The following is a 19,917-nucleotide window of genomic DNA, read 5'->3' as shown; positions in this document are numbered from 1 at the left end:
GGCCTCATGTCGACTGAGTCGGAGCTGATTACCGCATAAAGGGCAATGAAGGTAAATCAGTGGTGAACACGACGGCCCGCGGACGCGCCATTCTTTACATCCTGCACAGGAAAGTTCTTGACCTGCTGCCCGGTTCCCAAACCATTAGGCCATGCGCGAAACCTCTCCGGCCCTGCGATCAGACCCTGTCGCCGAGCTGCCCATCACGGGCGAGCGTCAGGCGCCGTTCGATTTCATGCCCGCCGGGGTGCCCGCCGCGCCGGTCCTGTTCGCCAGCCCCCATTCCGGATCGCATTATCCGGCCGCCATGCAGGATGCGCTGTGTGTGCCCCTGCTGGATGTGCGGCGCACGGAGGACGCCTTCATCGATGAGCTGTTCGCGGCCGCGCCGGCCTTCGGCGCCGGCCTGGTGGCCGCGCGTTATGGCCGCTCGGTGGTCGATCTCAACCGCGATCCGCACGAGCTTGACGCCGCCATGTTCGAGGACGGTCCGCCCCGTCCCTGCGCCTTGCCGACCGCCCGAGTCGAAGCCGGCCTCGGCTGCCTGCCCCGCGTCGGCGCCCGCGGCGAGGCGATCTATGCCCGCCTGTTGTCGCGCTCCGAAGGCGAGGAGCGCCTCGCCTTCATCCATGATGCCTACCACCAGCACCTCACCGAAACGCTGGACGGCCTGCGCCGCGCCCATGGTCATGCCCTGCTCATCGACTGCCACTCGATGCCGTCGGTCCAGCCCGGCCGGCGCGCGTTGACCGACATTGTCCTCGGCGACCGGTTCGGATCGAGCGCCGACCCCCGCCTGATGGCCCGGATCGAGCGCAGTTTCCGCGCCCAGGGCTTCACCGTCGCCCGCAATGCGCCCTATGCCGGCGGTTATACCACCCGTCGCTATGGCCGGCCGCGCCGGGGCGTCCACGCCCTGCAGGTCGAGATCAACCGCGGCCTCTACATGGACGAGCAGCGCATCACCCGCGCCAGCGGCTTCAGCGCTCTCAAGGACGCCTTGCAGAAAGTGATCGCCGAGATCATTGACGCCGCCGGCCACCTGCCGCGATCATGAATTTCAATAAAAACAAAGACAAATAACGGAACAATGCGTTCCGATTAGCGCGCCCTGTCCGCGGCACAAAAAAAGGGCCGCGCCCGGAGGCGCGGCCGAAGTCAAAGGGAGGAAACGCCAGAGGCGTCTGCACCGAAGTGCAAAGCCAGAATATGTTGCGATGCACAATCCAGCAAAGAACATTCTGACGCACCCCGCCTCTGACCCCCTGATTGCCCCCAAAACAGGCACATTCCGGCACGCGGCACGCCGTTTGCGTAGAAATTGCGCGAAAATCCTGTTTTGGGACTGCCACCGGTCCCGCGCCAACTCGGAGAGGGAACCATGGCTGACGAAACTGACCTTCACGTAGGCAAGCGCCTGCGCCGCCGCCGCCGCCTTCTGGGCATGACCCAGCAGGAACTGGCCGGACAGGTAGGCGTCCGCTTCCAGCAGATCCAGAAGTATGAGTGCGGTGCCAACCGCATCACGGCTTCGCGCCTGTTCGACCTCTCGCGGGCAATGAACGTCACCGTCCAGTACTTCTTCGACGGCATGCCGACGGCCAACCCGATGCCGAACGCCGCCAACGACGCCGAACAGATGGAAGGCGACATCCTTTCGCAGAAAGAGACGCTGGAACTGGTCCGCGCCTACTACCGTCTCGGCGAGCGTCCCCGCAAACGCCTGCTTGAGCTCGCGAAAGCCCTCGAAGGCGACAATTCGAGCACCGGCGCTGCTTGACGCCCCTCGTCCGGCGGGGCACCCCCTCGCCGGATGACCGCTTCCAGATCCCTCGAGACTGACCTTGGTTTTGCCGCCCGGCTTGCAGATGCAGCTTGGGCGGCAATTCGTATTCACTTCCGCAATCTCTCCGAAATCGAGGACAAGGGCGAAAGCGCCCGGCCCGGATTCGACCCCGTCACCGAAGCCGACCGCGCCGCCGAGCGCGCCATGCGCGCCCTCGTCGCGGCCGAACGCCCGGATGACGGCGTCACCGGCGAGGAGTTTCCCGACACCGCGTCAACTTCCGGCTGGCGCTGGTATTTCGATCCGATCGACGGCACGCGCGCCTTCGTCGCCGGCCTGCCGGTCTGGACCACGCTGATCGCGTTGGTCGACCCGGACGGCGTGCCCGTCATCGGCGTCATCGACCAGCCCGTCATTGGCGAGCGTTATCTCGGCTGGCCGGGCGGCGCGCGGCTCGACACCGCACACGGCAGCACGCCGATCCGCGTCTCGGGCTGCGACGACCTGCGGGCTGCGGTCATCGCCACCACCGATCCCTTCATCTTTTCGCCGCCCGAACAGGGCGCCTGGAACCACCTGCGCTCGGCTGCCCGCATCACGCGCTACGGCCTCGACGCCTACGGCTATGCGCGTGTCGCCGCCGGCACCATCGATCTCGTCGCCGAGTCCGGGCTCAAGTCCTGGGATGTTGCCGCGCTGATCCCGGTCGTGCGCGGCGCCGGCGGCCTTGCGACCGACTGGCGGGGCAACCCGCCAAAACTTGGTGGGCAGATCGTCTGCTGTGCCAGCCAGGCCGTGCTCGACCAGGCCCTGCTCGCGCTCCGGCGTGCGGCCGACTAGGGCCCCGTCACCTCATAGCCCTCTGCGCGCAGCTTCGCGATGACGCTGTCCGGCCCCACAAGGTGGCCCGCACCGACCGCGATCAGGCGCGTGCCGGGCTCATCCAGCATGCCTGCCACCAGCGGCGTCCAGCGTGTGTTCCGGTTCAGCAGCAGCGCCGCGTAAGCTTCGTCCGAGCCGAACGAATCCGGCGTCGACATCAGCGCGCCAAGGCCGGCCGTGTCGCCGTCGGCCCATTCCGCCACCAGCAGGTCCAGCAGTTCGGTCCCCTGCTTCATCGACTCGGCCGTCTGCATCAGGAAGTCCACCTGCGCGCAATTATCCAGACCGGCGAATTCGCCGAGCTGCTGGTCGACCGTCTCGAGATAGGCAAACTGCGCGCCGTGTGCCTTGGCGTCGGCCTCGATCTTCATCTCGACGCCGGCCGTCGGATCGAACCCTTCCTCGGTCATCTGCATCACCGACAGGTTCAGCGCCGCATACCAGGGCCGCATCGGCTGCACGGCTTCGATCGGCAGGCCCACTTCGGTCAGCGCCGCGGTCAGCTGCGCCACTTCGGCCTCCGTCAGCAGGCTGTTCAGCTGGGTGCCGTCGTTGAACAGGCCCTGCGAGGTGAAGAAGGCCATCAGTTCACGGCCGGCTTCCGGGCTCGTCGTATCGGCTTCGAACACGACCGTGTCGGCCGCCGCGATCGCCGCGTCGATCTCCGGCGTGCGCCATTCGAGGTCCGGCCGCAGCAGGTGAACCGTGCCGAGCAGGTAGATCGTCGTGTCCTCGTCCTTCAGGGTCCACATCGCCGGCTGGCCGGCGCCGCGGCTCGCTTCGGCGGCGGCGATCGCACGCTCCTCGGCGGCCGCCATTTCCGCAACCGCAGCTGCGCTGTCGGCCGTGCGCACGCAGGCGCCGGGTGCGGCCTCGGTGCTCGCCGTCTCCCCAGCCGCCGCAGGGTCAGCCGGTTTGGGATCACAGCCCGCCAGGACCAGCGCTGCAGACGCAGCCATCAATGCAGGAATCAGTCGGGTCAGACGCATGGGCGCGAAGGCCTCCGGGGAAGTTGTTACAGCCTGTCCAGCCTAGCCGATCCCGCTGCCGCGTCCATCACGATCCGCATGGCCGGGCGCGGCGCAATCGCGGTTGCGCGCTCCCCCGTCCTCGCTTAAACACCGCCTTCGGCGAGGCACCCATAGCTCAGCTGGATAGAGTGTTGCCCTCCGAAGGCAAAGGTCAGAGGTTCGAATCCTCTTGGGTGCGCCATAAAATCAAGGACTTAGCTGTTACTTTCTGACCGACGAGCTGCTGATTTTCGCTTGGGGTTCCACCGGGGTTCCACCGAATTCGGCGGTTTATCGGTTGTTTCGAGTGGGTTCAAACTGTTTCGATTAGCCCCTCGCGGCACTTTATTGGGCGACGCACAGCGGTCCTATGACCAAGACGAGTCGTTCTGAGCCACGGCTCGAACGCTCGCGAGACGATCGGTGCTGGATCCATGAAAACGGACTCGCTGTTCCTGTCAGGGGTGCCTCGCGATGCCAGGACTAGGCTCTGGGTTCATGCCCATTGCTGTGGCTCCCTTGAAATCTCACTCGCCTCTCAGGCAAAGATCCCTGACGGGCGTGCTCCTCTCACTCAGGATCAGCCGACCGTCAGGAATGGGGAGCCGCAGCCATTCATCTGCTTGGTAGCGATCTGGTATTGTTGGCCTAAACGGACGATTTCAATGCGTCCGAGGAGCGACGGAAAATGAGAAAATGGGCCGTCTGCTGCATGGCCGGTTTAGAGCGCAGAAATTTAGAAATCGATGCTTCAACGTATCAAGGAGGCGGTCAGCAGCCGCAAATTGGCTGATCTTAAAGAGCTACAACAGGTTCCCTGATAACGGCCTTCGTTCACGCGAGGATTGAGCGGGATAGTAAGCCAATCAGTGGTCCCTCGCTGGTGTCGGCCCTGACTAGGTTTTGACTGCCGCTCGTCGTATCGAACCGAATTAGCCGGCAAAACGAGTCAAGCGTTGTTTCACTTCATCCGCGGGAAGGCGGCAACGCGGATGGGCGAAAAGCTGGGTCAGGCCACCATGCAGCCGATCGAACTGCACATGGGCGCCATCCGCCATCTGGTCGAAGAGCCATAACACGCCATGCATGGCGATCTGCTCGACAGCGGCCAGTTCGCGCAGGATCCCGTCGCCGGTCAGCAGCGTCCATGTTCGGGACTCCGCAAGGGCGAATGCAAAGGTATCGGGTACGGAGAGCTTCTGATGCTGGCGATTGACGCCGGTCGCGCGCCGCAGCTCGGAAACTGTAAGTTCCTCGACGCGCAGCCCGAGCGCCATCAGCCTGTCTCCGAGTTCGCCTTCCAGCTCGCGGATGTAAAGGAGATCAGGCACCGCAAACTCGAACGGCAGCAGGAACATCTCATCGAGAAGGTCCGCCCGTTCGAGATCGATGACAACCGAAGTATCGGAAACCAGAACCGTCACGGATCAGGCCGCCACCTGATCCAGTCGCCTATCGAGTTCGCGCACGGAAATGCCGAGCAGTTCGGCGGCCCGGGACTCTCCGATCACGCCTTCGGCCAACGCCCGAAAGCATAGACGCTCGAAACGGCGCGGCTCTTCTAATTCCGGCCTCATGCTTTCCGGTTCCTCGAATGGTGCCGTCCGCCAGCCACGCTCCGCAAAAACCTTGAACAGACGGGCGCAGGCCGCTTGGTTGATGATGCCAAGATCTTTGCAGCGATAAGCCAAGGCCTGAATACTGACACCGAACAGTCGCTTAAGCGCCACCAGTTCGCCGATGCTGATCGAGGATCGATGGGCGCCCACTTCGGCACGGAGCACGTCCGCCGGCATCAAGAACGCGCCAGCGAAGCGATGTGCGGCCTTCTCCTCGTCGACACCGCCAGAGGGAGCGATAACCATATGACCAAGCTCATGCGCCAGATTGAAGCGCTTGCGTTCCGACCAAGAGCTCTGCTTGATGACAATGACGCGCGCTGCATCGCTGCCCTTGCGCCGGACTTTGGCGGCAAGCCCGTCCACATTGTCGAGATCGAGTGAGAGCACCTTGATGCCGCGTTCCTCGAGCAGCTCCGCAAGGTGCGGGATTGGGTCGTTACCAAGCCCCCAATCGTCCCTAACGGACCGAGCCGCGTCTTCCGCATCCCGAATATCTGACACGGGATGCGGCGCGCTTCGTGGCTGTTCCCATTCGACGCTGCGCATCTGGAGCATGTCTTCGACCGCGAGATAGCGCTCAAGCATGTGAATGGCGCGCGCTTCGAGCATGGCTTCCTCACGGGACGACGTGCCGACCTTCTTACGAAAATCGACGCCTTCCAGCGACAACTCGTCCTCGTTCAGTAGATATTCCTCGGAGACAGAGAGTGCTTTCGCAAGGGCGATCAGCACGCGAGAACTCGGCATATCTTCGTTGCGTTCATACTTGCCGATCGCCTGAGCGGAGACGATGCTGCCCATGGCATCGGCAAGCGCCCGTAGCGACATGCCGGATGCCGACCTCGCGACCCTTAGCTTGTTCCCGATCATGATGGCCTCCTTAACGACCGCAACAGGTCGGTTTCCATAAATGCGATATAGGGACATTTTTGTAAACCAAAACCTCTTGAAAAGCGACAAATGGTGCCCAGATTAGGCATAGTGCCGCACTAACCGGGATTTTCTGTAAACCGGAGCGTGTTGCGAAGAGGCCGGTCTCGATCCGGTGGTTAGTGCCAGACCGGAAAGGGGTGGGGCGATGGCTTTGAGTAACGCGGAATTGCGATACTATGACAGTAATGTGCTGCGCTTGCCCGCAGATAAGCGGAAAGAGCATCACGCACAGGTCGATCGGCTGATCACCGAGTTGTGCAAGAGCGTTCGGGACAAAACCGAAATCAAGATCACCAAGGTCATAAAAGCGGGGTCGTTCGCGAAATATACGATTCTGCGTAAGACGGTGTCCGATCCGGTAGATGTCGATCTGGTATTTTATATCGCGGGCCGCGACGTGACCAAGGAAACCCTCGATAGCCTCAGCGCGACGATCTACGATCTGCTGATCAAGATCTATCCGACCAAATCAGTTGAGGATTTTGAGATCCAGCGCAAGGCTGCCACGGTAAAATTTGTCGGTTCGGGGCTCAGCGTCGATATCGTGCCCGTGATCGAGGATGCTGCGCGGGCAGGCTATGGCTGGCAGTATGACATCCATAACGGTTCGAAGGTTCAGACCTGCGCGCCGTGCCAGATCCAGTTCGTTCGTGACCGCAAGAATCAGGACGGCGATTTTCGGACGCTGGTCCGAATGGCGAAGAAATGGCGCAACTATGCCGAGATCAAGCCGCTAAAGTCTTTCGCCATTGAACTGATCATGGCGCATGTCCTGGCGACGCAGGGCAAAGGGGGCAGCATCGAGCAACGCTTCCGCAATTTCCTTCTCTATATCGCCCAATCGGGTCTCAAGGAGCAGATCAGCTTTCCTGAGAACACTGCTCCGTTCGGGTCATTCTGCGATCCGGTTGTAATCCTTGATCCGGTCTACAGCCTCAACAATGTGACCAGTCGGATTTCGGAGGCCGAGCGTAAGCAGATCGTTGCTGCGGCACAGGAAGCGTGGGAGACGGCGAACTTCGCTTCGGCTGAAAATGACAATGCGGTCTGGAAGGAACTCTTCGGCCACGGCTTCAAGGTGGAGGATTGAACATGAGTCAGACGCGCACCGCATCCGCCACTTATACGACGACCGACGTCGAGAATGTCGTGCGGCGGGTAAAGGCAGATCTCATGATGATCGCCGACAGCGCCGGCGCATGGACGGCCGCGGAAGCGGCGAACTATGCCCATGATATCGAGGTGCTGGCCAAGGCCGGATATCTTGCCTGGGTCGATGTCACCTTGCTCCAATATGGGGCTGAGAAGAAAGCGGTCCGTTTCAATGTTGACACCGATGCCGGCGGTCTGACAACGAGCCGCCCCGGCGGCGTGCTCTGGCCCCGCCTGTCGGGTGCGACGCTGCGGATCGTAATCAGCTACACTGCCGCCTACACCGACGAGGCCCGCAGGGCGACCAGCGGCAAGCTGAAGATTGGCTGGACTGCGTCCTATGATGACACCAGCCATTCCAGTCTGAGTTCGTCGGGCGGGCGCAACTATGTCAGCAGTGCCTATGGCATGCAGCGCAAGGATTGGGCCGCATGAGCCAGCCAAGTATCTTCGATAGCGAAGTCGCGCTTCCCAGCGATGTGTTGGCTGCGCGCGAAAAGCGGTTGCTGGGGTTCGACGTCCGCTATACCCGCGTCCATGACCAACTCCGCCTGCTGCTCAATGTCGGCGCATTGGACGACTGGAACAGGCAAAAACATGGCGGCAAGCTTGCCTTGTGTGGCCTCGTTGCCGAGCAATATCCGCTCGTGATCTTTCACGGCGATGTCGGCACGGGCAAGACAGCGACGGCAGAGTGTATTGCCAACCGACTTGTCGCCGAGGGGCAAAGCTCGGATTCGATGCTGTTCAAGCTGTCCAACCGGGTGCGCGGCAATGGTATGGTCGGCGAAATGGGCAGTCTCATCACCGAAGCCTTCCACAAGGTCGTCCTGGCGGCAGGCAAGAGCCGTCGCGCCATTCTGATTATCGACGAAGGCGATAGTCTCGGCGCTTCTCGATCGCAGGATCATAGCCACCATGAAGACAAGGTCGCGGTCAACACGTTGATCCAGAGAGTGGATGACCTTCGCCAATACGGCGGCCGGATCGTCGTGATCCTGTGCACTAATCGTCTGTCCGTCCTCGATGCTGCGCTCCGGCGCCGCGCCGCCATCATCGAGGAGTTTCGCCGCCCATCGGACCAAGAGCGCGGGCAACTCTTCCAGATGGATCTGGCAGGCCTTGATGCGGGGGCAGCGCAGATTGCGCAACTGGTGCGGGCGACGGCCGCCCATGAGGGGCGGCCGCCCTGGACCTATTCCGATATCCGTACCCGGCTCTATCCAACGGCGCTGGCCCGGGCTTATCCGGATCGCGCCTTGCGGTTCGAAGATCTGCTTTCGGTTGCAACGACGCTCCATGCCTCGCCTGTCATGGAGGACAAGTGATGGCGCGCTCCCCACTGTTCGGACGCCGCATCCATATTTCTGGCAGCGTGGCCAAGGATCTCACCATCGCCCCAACGGCTGACGTTGAAGCCGCGCGCACGCTGGTCACCGGGCTGATCAAGGAATTGGTCCGGCGGGGCTCCAACTTCGTCATCCCGGTCGATGCCGAGCCTCCTCGGGAGGATGGCTTGCCGCTCTGCTTCGACTGGCTGATCTGGAAGGCCGTGAAGGACAATTTAGCGCATCGGCCCCCAAATGTGCCGGGTCCGTTCGTGGTCGCCGTGCAGCACCACAAGACCGAAGAGCAGATTCCTGAAGAACATGCCGAACTTTGGGACGACCTGCGCTCCTCCCAGCTCATTAAGATCGAAAGCGCCGCGCAGTGGAACATGAACAGCAAGCGGATGGAGGCGCAGGCGCGCTTTGGCGACGTTCTCGTCGCTCTGGGCGGCGACGAAGGCGTTCTCTATCTTGCCAACCTATATCATGATGCAGGCAAGCCAATCGTGCCACTCAACCTCCCCTTGTGCGCGGAGACGAAGGGCGCCCGGCGGCTTTACAATTTCGGTCTGGCCAGCAGTCAGACCCGTCGCTTGTTCCAGATCGCGGATGACGGCGATGCCCATGACTGGATCAACCGGATCGGCTTTCCGAGCCGGCAGCTGATCCCGGACCGCATATCCGCGCTGATCGATCTGCTTGAGGCGCTGGAACGGCCCAAGGCTTTCGCTGTTCGTCTGCTCAATCCCGACCTTGATGACTATAACGACGTCCAGAATTTCTTCGATCTAGTCGTCAAGCCGGTGATCGAGGATGAGCTGGGCTATCGTTTGGTCGTCATCGATGGACGGCAAACCTATGACCATGCCCGGATCGATCAGGAGATATTCGCCAAGCTGCACCGCAGCAGTATCGTTCTCGCCGACATTACTGGAGCGCGGCCCAATTGCTTCCTTGAACTGGGCTATGCCCTTGGCCGCTGCCTGCCCACCATGGTCATGGTACGTCAAGGTGCCAGCCTGCCGTTCGACATCACGACTTTTTCTGGCCTTCACTGGAAGGCCAGCGGTAGTGCAGAGGAGCGCAAGCGTGCTTTTCGCGAGCATTGGAATGCCATCCGCAATCGTCCCTCTCTCGTGCCGACGGAGCCACTGATCTCATGAGCGACAATCGCGAGCTATTCGTATCAGTAGACGTTGAAACTGCGGGGCCGATCCCCGGCGAATACAGCCTGCTTTCGATCGGTGCCTGCTCGGTCTTTGCACCGGAAGAGGCCTTTGCCTGCGAACTGAAGCCGATCGGCGATAAATTCGATCCCAAGGCTCTCGAAGTGACCGGGCTCTCACTAGAGACTTTGGCGCAAACCGGGGACGACCCCCGTCTGGCGATGGAGAAATTCGCGGAATGGCTGGATGATCTGGGCGGCGAAGATGCGACCGTCATATTCGTCGGGCTCAACGCTCCCTTCGACTGGTCGTTTATCAATTATTATTTCCATCGCTTTCTCGGGGAGAACCCGTTCGGCTTCACAGCGCTCGACATCAAGGCGATGTATATGGGAGCTACGGGCTGTTCCTGGGCGGACACCCGGTCGAGCCGGATCGCGCAAAAAGTGTCGCCGACCCTCGCCAGCACCCACGATGCCCTGGCCGATGCTCGTTATCAGGCGGAGATATTCCGGTTGATCCAGACAAAGCTTGTGCCTCGAGAGAAGTAAGATCCCAAACTTGGTCAAACCAGTGGGAGGGGATTAAGTCATGCTTCTTGGCTGCGACATTGCGCGCCACATGCCTGCTCATCTCCAACTGCACCGCGCCCATCAGGTTAACGAAGCACCACTTCACACTACCAGTGTCGCATATAGTCCCCATTGCCTCCAACCGAGGCCGTTCCATCTTCTCAACAATGATGTCTGCTTTCGGTCGATCCGCGGCTGAGCTACAACGGCCGGAATGGGGCGCATTCGAGACAATTGAGCGCTGGTTGTGAAATGACTCCCTTCGGCGATGAATTGCCGGACAACTTGGCTCTGGTGATCGGCATTAAAGGGGGTCAAAACCTGCCAGTTGCGAATGCCCATTTCGTGGATCGCGGGAGCTTGTCAGGTGCCAGAACGCAGTGTGAACGCCGGTAATAAAAGGGGCCACATATTGGTGGTCTGACCGGCGGGATTGCCGGATTAAAAAAGGGCCATTCCTTATAGCCCCTTGCTGGACAAGCGAGGGCGGAGGATGAAGCGCGTGGAACTGTATGTGAAGGTACGCCGGGCCGTTCTGGCAGACGGCATGAGCCGACGAGCGGCGGCACGGTATTTCGGGATCGACCGCAAGACGGTGGACAAGATTCTGGTGTTTCCTGTGCCGCCCGAACATGGCCGGGCTGGCAGGATCTACAGGCGCAAGCTGACAGGGTTCACCGGGATCATTGATGCGATCCTGTCGGCAGACCGGCAGGTGCATTCCAAGCAGCGACACACGGCGCAGCGCATCTTCGAGCGACTGAAGGACGAGCACGGGTTCAGCGGCGGCTCGACGATCGTGCGCAATTACGTGGCCGAGGCGCGGCTGCGGTCAAAGGAAGTGTTTGTACCGCTGAGCCACAAGCCGGGTCACGCGCAGGCTGATTTCGGCGAGGCGGATGCGATCATCGCAGGCAAGCGCGTGCGGTTTCACTATTTCTGCATGGACCTGCCGCAGTCGGATGCGTGCTTCGTGAAGGCGTATCCGGCCGAGGTCGCTGAAGCGTTCTGCGACGGGCATGTCGCGGCGTTCGATTTCTTCGGCGGCGTGCCGTTGTCGATCCTCTATGACAACACAAGGCTCGCCGTGGCGCAGATCCTCGGCGACGGCCGGCGCACACGCAGCAGCATGTTCTCGGGCCTGCAGAGCCATTACCTGTTCGAGGACCGGTTCGGACGTCCGGGCAAGGGGAACGATAAAGGCAAGGTCGAAGGCCTGGTCGGCTACGCGCGGCGCAACTTCATGGTGCCGGTACCGGTCGCTGACAGCTTCGAGACCCTCAATGAGATGCTGGTCGACAAGTGCGCCAAGCGTCAGCAGGCCGTGCTTCGCGGCAAACAGGCGAGCATCGCCGAACGGTTCAGGTCGGATGCGGAGATGCTCATGGCGCGGCCCGCTTATGCCTTCGATCCCTGTCACATGACGGCAGGCCGGGCCTCGTCATTGTCACTCGTGCGCTACAAGACGAATGACTACTCGGTACCGACGGCCTTCGCGCACCGGGAGATGGTGATCAAGGCTTATGTCGACCGGGTCGACATCATCTGCCAGGGCGAGCGGATTGCCCGTCACCCGCGCACCTATGCCCGCGAGGACTTCGTCTATGATCCGCTGCATTACCTTGCGCTGATCGAGCAGAAGGCCGGATCGCTGGACCAGGCCGCACCGCTGGACAAGTGGCTCCTGTCGCCGCCGGTGCATCGCATGCGGCGCCTGATGGAAGCCCGCAGTGGCAAGGATGGCCGGCGCGAGTTCATCCAGGTGCTGCGGCTGTGCGAGACGTTCGATCAGACGCTCGTCGAGGCCAGCGTCGCGCATGCACTCGACATCGGCGCCATAAGCTTCGACGCCGTCAAGATGATCGCGCTGGCGAAGCTGGAACACCGCCCGCCGCGGCTGGATCTCAGCCTCTACCCCTATCTGCCCTGCGCCAACGTGCGCGCCACCAGCACAAGCAGTTATCTGGGTCTCCTGGGTATGGCAGGTGCCGCATGAGCGAGGACTTCATGCCCCTGCCAGCTGTGGAAACGCCGGCGACATCGGTGCCGCCGCAGGTCCTGCTCGCCAATCATCTGAAGGCCCTGAAGCTTCCGGCGTTCGCACGCGACTATGAGAAGGTGGCGATGGAGGCGGCCGGTGACCGGGCCGATTATCCGAAGTACCTTTTGCGCCTGTGCGAACTTGGGCGTATCGACCGCGAGCGGCGCAGCATCGAGCGACGCATCCGCCAGGCCCGGTTCCCGCACACCAAGAGCTTCGACACGTTCGAGTTCGCCGCCCAGCCTTCGCTCAACAAGGCGCTGGTTCTCGAGCTGGCCCGCTGCGACTGGATCGAGAAGCGCCGCAATGTCATTGCGCTCGGGCCGTCCGGAACCGGCAAGACGCACACCGCCCTGTCGCTCGGCCTTGCTGCCTGCCAGCGCGGACACAGCGTCGCGTTCACCACCGCTGCCGCGCTCGTCCATGAGCTGATGGAAGCGCGCGACGAGCGCCGTCTCCGGCGCGCGCAGAAGCATCTCGCCAGCGTCAAACTCCTGATCATCGACGAACTTGGCTATGTGCCGTTCACCGCGGTCGGCGCCGAACTCCTGTTCGAGGTCCTGAGCCAGCGCTACGAACGCGGCAGCACCCTGATCACCAGCAACCTGCCGTTCGACGAATGGACCAGCGTGTTCGGATCCGAACGCCTCACCGGCGCACTCCTCGACCGGCTGACGCACCATGTCCACATCCTCGAACTGAACGGCGACAGCTTCCGGCTCGCCACGAGCCGCAAGCGCCAGAAGCGATCCACCCCCGGAAAACGGAGGCACCGCATGAAATAGGATCAGAAAACCGTCAGCGCCTCACCGTGTGTCTGGCCTCCGCTTCGCTCCGGCCAGACACCCGGCGAGGCGCAAGAAACCAGCCTCGCCTGCGGGGCTTTTTATCGAACCTGACTGGCCCCTTTTTAAACCGGCAAATGGCCCCTTTTTATCCCGGCGTTGACAAGAGTTGATCCGCTCTCTGATGGTTGTCCCGGCTGGATTGGTCAACAACTGGCACCGCGAACTAAACGACGTCTTCAACCTGGATTTTGAGGTATTTGGGTCCGAGGGTGATATCACTGACCGAAAGACGAATGCTTTTGCAAAGCACGACCGACTGATCGCCAGTATCGACACACTTAAGCGCCCGGAACGAATTAAACGCCTATTGGCCGCGCCGCGCTGGGATCTGGTGGTCTTCGACGAAGCGCATCACCTGACCGCTTACCGCACAGGTGGGAAGGTGCGGAAGACCGAAAATTACAAGTTGGCCGAAGCGCTCAAAGATCACTCGCGTGACTTGATGCTACTGTCCGCAACGCCGCACCAAGGCAACCATTTCCAATTTTGGATGCTGGCTCAGCTTTTGAATCCCACCCTGTTCGGCAGTCCCGAAGAAATGCTCGAAAACCGCCACAGGCTCAACACGGTGATGTTCCGGCGTACGAAGGCCGACGCTTGTAGGCCTGACGGTTCGCCGCTGTTTGCTCGGCGCTGGGTTCACACCGAGTCCTTTCTGATGAACGAGGACGAGCGGCTTTTTTACGAGAAGCTGCGCGAGTATCTGGAAGATGACTTCAACCTTTCTCGACGCAAAGGCAACCAAGGGCGTGCGCTCGGGTTCCTTATGGCGATATTCCAGAAGATCGCCGCTTCAAGCTTTTCAGCGGTTCGGCGTACTTTGAAACGCCGCATGCTCATGCTGACATTGCATGAGGCCCTTTTGCGCGACAAAGAGTTAGATATTGAAGGCCGCGAACGCCTGACTGACGAAGCACGCGAGCTGATTCATCAGGAGTTTGGTCTACCGCACGACAATATCGGACGCAGCGAAGTGGATCGCATGCTCGCAGACCTCCGGTATCGTTTGGTAAAGAAGCTGGACGAGGAGGCACTCGAGATGGCCTCCGATCCATACGGTAGCGAGTATTCAGCGTCCCATGCGGAGGAAGCTGCATCGGCAGCTGTCGATCTTCATCTACCAGAAGAGCGCTTGCGCATCGCAGACCTGCTTAGAGTCTTCCCGCAGCAAAGAGAAACCAAAGCACAGAAACTCATCGATGGACTGGGCACGCTATGGCGCCAGAATCCGAACGAGAAGATCGTCATCTTCGCAACATACCTTGGTACCGTTGACTTGATTGCCCGTGAAATTGACCTGGCCTTCCCCGGCCAAGGTGTTGTTGTTTTGAGAGGGGGCGATCACGGGGCCAAGCTAGCTGCCGAACGCCGGTTCCGCCAGAAGGATGGGCCTCGCGTACTCGTATGCACAGCCGCCGGTCGCGAGGGCATCAATTTGCAGTTCGCCCGGATACTCTTCAACTTTGATCTTCCTTGGAATCCAATGGATGTGGAGCAGCGTATTGGACGCATCCATCGCTACGGCCAGAACCATACGGCTCAGGTTTACAACCTCGTTTTATCAGACACGATCGGAGGTCGCAGCTTTCTGCTGCTCGATGAAAAGCTGACCGAGATTGCACGCACTGTCGGCAAGGTCGATGACCAAGGAAACGTTGCCGAAGATCTTCGGGCGCAAATTCTGGGGCAGCTATCTGAGCGGCTAAACTACGACAAGCTTTATCAAGAGGCCTTGTCAGATCCGGAGCTAAAACGCACGCAAGTCGAGCTTGACGCCGCATTGTCCAATTCAAGCGAAGCACGGCAAGTTGTCTTTGATCTTTTTCAAGACCTCAATGGCTTTAGCCTCGACGAGTACAAGCCTTTTGCCGATATTTCATCGAGCATGGATCGGCTGGTGAGATTTTTCTCCGCCGCAGTTCTGGTTCGAAAGCAGAAGCTGAACAAGATTGACGAGGAAACCTGTCCGTCGTCAGGTATTTTGAGACAGAAGGCTGCCTGACTTAAGGAGGGTCTGGCGCATCTGGGTTTCAGTTAAGCAGCAGACTCGGCGTGCTGCAAGCGCCTGAGTTTCATCGTCCTCCTTTTGATTTTCTCACGTTCGAGCAGGATGGTCTGCCCGCGGCCGGTGTAGACATCGGCCGGGGTAAGGTTTTTCAGGCTCTCGTGATAGCGCTGATGGTTGTAGTGGCCGACGAACGCGTCGATCTGCGCTTCGAGATCTCCGGGCAGGAAGTAGTTCTCCAGCAAGATGCGGTTCTTCAAAGTCTGATGCCAGCGTTCGATCTTGCCTTGCGTCTGAGGGTGATATGGCGCGCCGCGCGTGTGCTTCATGCCTTTGTCGGCGAGATATTCAGCCAAGTCGCCAGAGATGTAGGATGGTCCGTTGTCTGACAGCAGGCGTGGGCGGTGAATGACGTTCGCGGTTTCGAGCCCGGAAGCTTCGAGCGCCAGATTGAGCGTGTCCTGCACATCACTCGCCGCCATGCCCGTGCAGAGCTTCCAGGCGATGATGTAGCGGGAGAAGTCATCGAGCACCGTGGAGAGATAGAACCAGCCCCAGCCGATGACCTTCAGATAGGTGAAGTCCGTCTGCCAGAGCTGGTTGGGTGCGGTGGTCTTGTCGCGGAACTCACTGGCGGCTTTCATCACGATGAAGGCTGGGCTGGTGATCAGGTCATGCGCCTTCAGAAGCCTGTAAACACTGGCTTCCGAGACGAAGTAACGCTTCTCATCCGTGAACGTCACCGCCAGCTCCCGGGGCGAAAGTTCCGGCTGGTCGAGGGCCATTTCCAGTACCTGATCGCGCATGGCTTTTGGGATGCGGTTCCAGACGCGGCCGGACCCGCCGCGCCGGTCTTCCAGTCCCTCATCGCCAAACCGTCGATACAGATCGTACCAGCGATAGAAGGTCGGCCGCGACACGCCGATCTGATCGAGCGTCTTCTTCACCGGCTGGTGCGAGTTCTCGACCAGCCGGATGATTTCGAGCTTTTCGGATGCGGGGTACCTCATTCTTGGGCGTCCCCATCCCCGATCACGCTTTTTTTCAGAATGCGGTTCTCAAGGGTCAGGTCCGCCACGACTTCCTTCAGGTCGCGCATCTCACGCTTCAGGCCCGTCACTTCGCCCGAAGTCGCCTGCCGCTCCGTGTCGCCTGACAATCGCTTCTTGCCGGCTTCGAGGAACTCCTTCGACCAGGTGTAATACAGCCCTTGGGCGATCCCCTCGCGTCGGCACAACTCGGCAATCGAGTATTCGCCGCGTAGGCCTTCAAGGACAATCCGGATCTTCTCCTCAGCGGAAAACTTCCGCCGGGTCTGACGCTTGATTGCCTGCACATGCTTCTCGGCCGAACTCTCCTGCGGCCCGGATTTCTGTCTCATCTTCACTCCTCGTATCAGTTACGATGAGCCAGAAATCCTCCTTAAGCAATTTGGCCGATCTGTCTCACAGTCGCTGACGGGGAACAGCCGCATACGGATGATTGACCGTCAGCGTGGCAGTATAGTTGAAGCTCGGCAGGCCGCACCCCGAAGGCCCGCCGGAACCCGGGCAGTCGCGGGTGAGTGTATTCAGCGGTAGGTCATCGAGTTCGAGCCTGAAGGACAGGTCGTAGTAATCGGCTGATGTGACGATATGATCGGCATCAAAGTTGGAATCGAACTCCAGACGGCGGCCATAGATTTCATCGACCCAGAGTTGACGACTGAAGGAGGCCTGGACCCCACCAGCGCCGAGCGGCGCCGACGCAGCAACCGCGAGGCCGGTCCGGTACTGGTCAGGAATATCGCCTGTGATCGTCTGGCTGGCCACGGACGTGTAAGGGGTCGAGGTCGACCGGAACCCGCCGACAGGCTTGTAGACGGGCGGAATCTCAGGGCCGCCCACGACACCGCGTAGATCGGCCGAAAAAGCGCTCGATGTCAGGGTTGTGAGCAGCGCAACCGAACGGGCCGACAGGTAAGTGTCGAGCGCCGTTGTATTGACATTGGAGATGTAAGGCCGCCCGCTTGCGCTGCCGCTCGATATCCCCGTCCCGGCCTGCGTCGCTGCCGCGCCGGACGTAAATCCGGAGTCGCTTTCAAGATTGCGACGCGCCGCGAAATCCTGCGGCTTGAAGCTGGGGTCGAACACATACCAGGTTCCCGATATCTGGACTTCGGCCCAGGCATGGCGGATCGCAACGCCGGTGACCGATCCCGCAATATTGCAGTCGGCAGGTGATACACCATTGATTTGTGATGGAATTCCGCCAAATGCGAGCATCCGGCACGCCGAGGCGGCATGGGTCAGACCCGTCCAATCCTGAAACTGCTGGGCGGTCAGCGTTGCCGTTCCGATCCGGTAGCGCGCCGTGTAGCCGGCCTGCCGGGCGAGTTCGACAAACAGAACGTTGATATCGAACGGCGTACCCGACTGGTCGATCATCGCGCCGAGCGCGCCCTTCCTCAGGCCGTAGGCAAACTCCACATCGATCTGATTGCGGACATATTCGTAGATGAGGTCTATATCATTGCCGAGCGCGCGGGCCTGCTCAACAATCTCGGGCGGGCGACCTTCAAAACCGGAGACACCCGTGAACGAAGAGGTACGCGTCGTGGAACTGCCGTAATAAGTTTCCGCCGCCGATGGTGAAACAAGGGCGCCGCGCTCGAACCGCATGGAGGGCAGTGTTTGCGCCTGAGCGTGAAGCGCCGCGCAAAAACCGAACACTATCAAGCCAGGAAACCAGGTCCGAAACGATACCATCGATCTGCCCCTTCGGTTCAACCTTGACACGATCTCCATTTATTCTGATAAAGTCAACTCTCAGGCGAGTTGACTACACCTTTTTCACCTCGAAGAGGCACGAGAGATGATTGCAAGGCGCAGCTTCATGGCTCAGCTGTTAGCTGGCACTTGCTGTGCCACATTACTCAGCTCACGGAGCAGCGCCTTCGCCGACACCGTCAGCTACACCTATGATGCCCTCGGCCGCGTTTCGACAGTGACTTATAGCAACGGAGCATCGATCACCTACGCCTATGATGCGGCAGGCAACCGGACCGCACTCGGCCAGACGCCGCCGAACTCGGTTCAGGTCACGCTGGGTGCAAGTCCGGCATCCATTCTTGCCGGGCAGTCGGCGAGCCTCTCCTGGACATCGCAATATGCGACCGGGGTATCGATCAACAACGGGGTGGGTCCGGTGAGCCCGCTGGCAGGCGGCTCGGTTTCTGTCTCCCCCTCCGCCACCACAACGTATACCGTTACGGCGGCCGGGCCGCCCTTGCCCGCTACGGCCCAGGCCAGTGTTACCGTCTACCCGCTGCCCACCTGCACACTCTCGGCGAGCCCCTCTACAATTCTTGTCGGCCAGTCCACAACTCTGACCTGGACGAGCGCAAATGCTTCCAGCGCGTCCATCAATAACGGCGTCGGAAGTGTCACGCCGGTCGTCGGCGGTTCGGTTGTCGTGACGCCCAGCGTGACGACAACTTATACTTTGACTGTGACCGGCGCGCTAAGCAGCCAACAAACGGCCCAGACCGCCGTCACGGTCAACCCGAACAGTTTCAACCAAACGATTCAGGTGACTGGCACCGGTCCGGTCAACCTGCGTAGCTTAGCCAATGCTGCAGGATATAACGGCACACAAGACGCAAATGTTGTCTTTGAAGTCGGAAACGGCGTGACGATCACTGGTGCGGGCGGCGGCATTGCCGTCGATACAGGCACCTGGCCTGGATCGCCTTATACGATCACCCTGTCGCTCGTCGTCAAAACCGGCGGAATTCTGCGCGGCGGCGGCGGAAGTGGCGGAGCTGGGGGCACACCAGGCAATGGCAGCGCAGGCGGCGATGCGGTTTACTGCCGTCATCCGATCACGATCACAATCCAGAGCGGCGCACAGGTGCGCGGTGGTGGCGGTGGCGGCGGTGGTGCGTCCAGTGTCGAGGAAGGATTCCCGGAACCAGAATACCGGCCTGGCGGCGGAGGTGGAGGCGGCGCGCCCAACGGCGGCGGCGGTGCGGGTGACAGCGGCGCCGGAATCGGCGCATCCGGCACAACGTCAGGCGGCGGCGCCGGCGGTTGGGGCATCAACGGCGGTGTCAATGGCGGCGCTGGTGGAACGTATGGCGTAGCAGGCTCCAACGGCCAGGGCTGGTTTAGCCCGTCGGCTCCAGGTGGGACAGGCGGCGCAGCGGGCTACTGTATCCGCAAGAACGGTCATTCTGTTCCGGTCACGAACAATGGCACGACATCAGGGACGATCGGCTGAAAAATAGCAGGCCGCCGGTATTCGCGCGCGCGTTATCTGGCGTTGATCCCATTTCACAGGCGCGTCTTCGTAGGCTAGGGAGTTCACGCAAGCACGTATGCTCCGCCAGGCGCCCCGTAAGCCTGCCATAAACTGAGTGCGCCCTGCCCGCGCGAATGCGCGGGTCAGCTCGCCGGCCTGTCTGGAGGTTTGATGGCGACGATCTCTGCCAATGCCCGGCGGACCGGCGCGGCTCACTGAGATGTCGGAAGGATCGATGTCCAGGCATGGTGCTGGGCCGCTCCGGCTGGACGCGCGCCGCCGCTTCCCACT

General features: G+C 60.9%; 16 protein-coding genes, 1 tRNA gene and 1 pseudogene. 13 read left to right on the top strand and 5 right to left on the bottom strand.

What is annotated here, in order from left to right:
- Window positions 1-235: 235 nt before the first annotated feature.
- The 3 genes from IPK75_07455 (at window position 236) to hisN (ending at window position 2,626) form a co-directional block, all read left to right on the top strand.
- Entirely contained in the window at window positions 236-1,057 is an 822-nt protein-coding gene (locus tag IPK75_07455; protein ID MBK8198191.1) for an N-formylglutamate amidohydrolase, read from the top strand.
- 324 nt (window positions 1,058-1,381) lie between these two features.
- Complete coding sequence (locus IPK75_07450) at window positions 1,382-1,780, top strand: helix-turn-helix transcriptional regulator (GenBank protein ID MBK8198190.1); 399 nt, start codon at window positions 1,382-1,384, stop codon at window positions 1,778-1,780.
- Window positions 1,781-1,813: 33 nt separating this feature from the next.
- Window positions 1,814-2,626: a histidinol-phosphatase gene (gene hisN, locus IPK75_07445; protein MBK8198189.1), complete on the top strand. Its 813-nt coding sequence runs from the start codon at window positions 1,814-1,816 to the stop codon at window positions 2,624-2,626.
- On the opposite strand, the gene IPK75_07440 is transcribed toward hisN, so the two are convergent.
- Window positions 2,623-3,627 (bottom strand): TraB/GumN family protein, encoded by a 1,005-nt coding sequence (locus tag IPK75_07440; GenBank protein MBK8198188.1) that lies wholly within the window; start codon window positions 3,625-3,627, stop codon window positions 2,623-2,625. The two genes, hisN and IPK75_07440, sit on opposite strands and share 4 nt — an antisense overlap.
- 176 nt (window positions 3,628-3,803) lie before the next feature.
- On the opposite strand from IPK75_07440, the gene IPK75_07435 reads away from it, so the two are divergent.
- Window positions 3,804-3,880 (top strand) — tRNA-Arg (locus IPK75_07435).
- 730 nt (window positions 3,881-4,610) lie between these two features.
- Here the strand turns inward: IPK75_07435 and IPK75_07430 are convergent.
- Window positions 4,611-5,102, bottom strand: coding sequence for a hypothetical protein (locus IPK75_07430; protein ID MBK8198187.1), 492 nt, complete (start codon window positions 5,100-5,102; stop codon window positions 4,611-4,613).
- 3 nt (window positions 5,103-5,105) lie between these two features.
- Window positions 5,106-6,170, bottom strand: a complete 1,065-nt coding sequence (locus IPK75_07425) for an ImmA/IrrE family metallo-endopeptidase (GenBank protein ID MBK8198186.1) — start codon at window positions 6,168-6,170, stop codon at window positions 5,106-5,108.
- A 208-nt stretch (window positions 6,171-6,378) separates the two neighbouring features.
- Here IPK75_07425 and IPK75_07420 point away from each other — a divergent pair, with 208 nt between their 5' ends.
- The 8 genes and pseudogenes from IPK75_07420 (at window position 6,379) to IPK75_07385 (ending at window position 15,303) form a co-directional block, all read left to right on the top strand.
- A complete protein-coding gene (locus IPK75_07420) occupies window positions 6,379-7,323 on the top strand; it encodes a nucleotidyltransferase (protein ID MBK8198185.1) in 945 nt (314 codons plus the stop codon).
- A gap of 2 nt (window positions 7,324-7,325) precedes the next feature.
- Window positions 7,326-7,820 (top strand): hypothetical protein, encoded by a 495-nt coding sequence (locus IPK75_07415; GenBank protein MBK8198184.1) that lies wholly within the window; start codon window positions 7,326-7,328, stop codon window positions 7,818-7,820.
- Entirely contained in the window at window positions 7,817-8,713 is an 897-nt protein-coding gene (locus tag IPK75_07410) for an AAA family ATPase (GenBank protein MBK8198183.1), read from the top strand. Before IPK75_07415 ends, IPK75_07410 begins: the two co-directional genes overlap by 4 nt.
- Window positions 8,713-9,876: a hypothetical protein gene (locus IPK75_07405; GenBank protein MBK8198182.1), complete on the top strand. Its 1,164-nt coding sequence runs from the start codon at window positions 8,713-8,715 to the stop codon at window positions 9,874-9,876. Before IPK75_07410 ends, IPK75_07405 begins: the two co-directional genes overlap by 1 nt.
- Complete coding sequence (locus IPK75_07400; GenBank protein ID MBK8198181.1) at window positions 9,873-10,430, top strand: 3'-5' exonuclease; 558 nt, start codon at window positions 9,873-9,875, stop codon at window positions 10,428-10,430. Before IPK75_07405 ends, IPK75_07400 begins: the two co-directional genes overlap by 4 nt.
- 514 nt (window positions 10,431-10,944) lie before the next feature.
- Window positions 10,945-12,447, top strand: coding sequence for an IS21 family transposase (locus IPK75_07395; GenBank protein ID MBK8198180.1), 1,503 nt, complete (start codon window positions 10,945-10,947; stop codon window positions 12,445-12,447).
- 11 nt (window positions 12,448-12,458) lie between these two features.
- Window positions 12,459-13,277, top strand: coding sequence for an ATP-binding protein (locus IPK75_07390; protein ID MBK8198179.1), 819 nt, complete (start codon window positions 12,459-12,461; stop codon window positions 13,275-13,277).
- 166 nt (window positions 13,278-13,443) lie between these two features.
- A pseudogene (locus IPK75_07385) lies at window positions 13,444-15,303 on the top strand (helicase).
- A gap of 71 nt (window positions 15,304-15,374) precedes the next feature.
- On the opposite strand, the gene IPK75_07380 reads toward IPK75_07385, so the two are convergent.
- A protein-coding gene (locus tag IPK75_07380; protein MBK8198178.1) for an IS3 family transposase occupies window positions 15,375-16,726 on the bottom strand; the annotation gives its coding sequence in 2 pieces (ribosomal slippage) (window positions 15,375-16,390 and window positions 16,390-16,726; 1,353 coding nt in all).
- 64 nt (window positions 16,727-16,790) lie between these two features.
- A complete protein-coding gene (locus IPK75_07375; protein ID MBK8198177.1) occupies window positions 16,791-18,005 on the bottom strand; it encodes a transglutaminase domain-containing protein in 1,215 nt (404 codons plus the stop codon).
- Between the two features lie 193 nt (window positions 18,006-18,198).
- Here IPK75_07375 and IPK75_07370 point away from each other — a divergent pair, with 193 nt between their 5' ends.
- On the top strand, window positions 18,199-19,605 hold the full coding sequence (locus IPK75_07370; protein ID MBK8198176.1) for an RHS repeat protein: 1,407 nt from the start codon (window positions 18,199-18,201) through the stop codon (window positions 19,603-19,605).
- Window positions 19,606-19,917: the final 312 nt, after the last annotated feature.

The sequence above is a fragment of the Acidobacteriota bacterium genome, assembly GCA_016712445.1.
Taxonomy (GTDB): domain Bacteria; phylum Pseudomonadota; class Alphaproteobacteria; order Caulobacterales; family Hyphomonadaceae; genus Hyphomonas.
The sequence above is the reverse complement of the archived record's forward strand: the minus strand, read 5'-3'. Positions and strand labels throughout refer to the sequence as shown.

Excerpts from the sequence above, each read along its gene's own strand:
- IPK75_07415 (MBK8198184.1), top strand. The coding sequence starts at position 7,326 with ATGAGTCAGACGCGCACCGCATCCGCCACTTATACGACGACCGACGTC.
- IPK75_07405 (MBK8198182.1), top strand. The coding sequence starts at position 8,713 with ATGGCGCGCTCCCCACTGTTCGGACGCCGCATCCATATTTCTGGCAGC.
- IPK75_07375 (MBK8198177.1), bottom strand. The coding sequence starts at position 18,005 with ATGCGGTTCGAGCGCGGCGCCCTTGTTTCACCATCGGCGGCGGAAACT.
- IPK75_07370 (MBK8198176.1), top strand. The coding sequence starts at position 18,199 with ATGATTGCAAGGCGCAGCTTCATGGCTCAGCTGTTAGCTGGCACTTGC.
- IPK75_07425 (MBK8198186.1), bottom strand. The coding sequence starts at position 6,170 with ATGATCGGGAACAAGCTAAGGGTCGCGAGGTCGGCATCCGGCATGTCG.
- hisN (MBK8198189.1), top strand. The coding sequence starts at position 1,814 with ATGACCGCTTCCAGATCCCTCGAGACTGACCTTGGTTTTGCCGCCCGG.
- IPK75_07420 (MBK8198185.1), top strand. The coding sequence starts at position 6,379 with ATGGCTTTGAGTAACGCGGAATTGCGATACTATGACAGTAATGTGCTG.
- IPK75_07440 (MBK8198188.1), bottom strand. The coding sequence starts at position 3,627 with ATGGCTGCGTCTGCAGCGCTGGTCCTGGCGGGCTGTGATCCCAAACCG.
- IPK75_07450 (MBK8198190.1), top strand. The coding sequence starts at position 1,382 with ATGGCTGACGAAACTGACCTTCACGTAGGCAAGCGCCTGCGCCGCCGC.
- IPK75_07455 (MBK8198191.1), top strand. The coding sequence starts at position 236 with ATGCCCGCCGGGGTGCCCGCCGCGCCGGTCCTGTTCGCCAGCCCCCAT.
- IPK75_07400 (MBK8198181.1), top strand. The coding sequence starts at position 9,873 with ATGAGCGACAATCGCGAGCTATTCGTATCAGTAGACGTTGAAACTGCG.
- IPK75_07395 (MBK8198180.1), top strand. The coding sequence starts at position 10,945 with ATGAAGCGCGTGGAACTGTATGTGAAGGTACGCCGGGCCGTTCTGGCA.
- IPK75_07410 (MBK8198183.1), top strand. The coding sequence starts at position 7,817 with ATGAGCCAGCCAAGTATCTTCGATAGCGAAGTCGCGCTTCCCAGCGAT.
- IPK75_07390 (MBK8198179.1), top strand. The coding sequence starts at position 12,459 with ATGCCCCTGCCAGCTGTGGAAACGCCGGCGACATCGGTGCCGCCGCAG.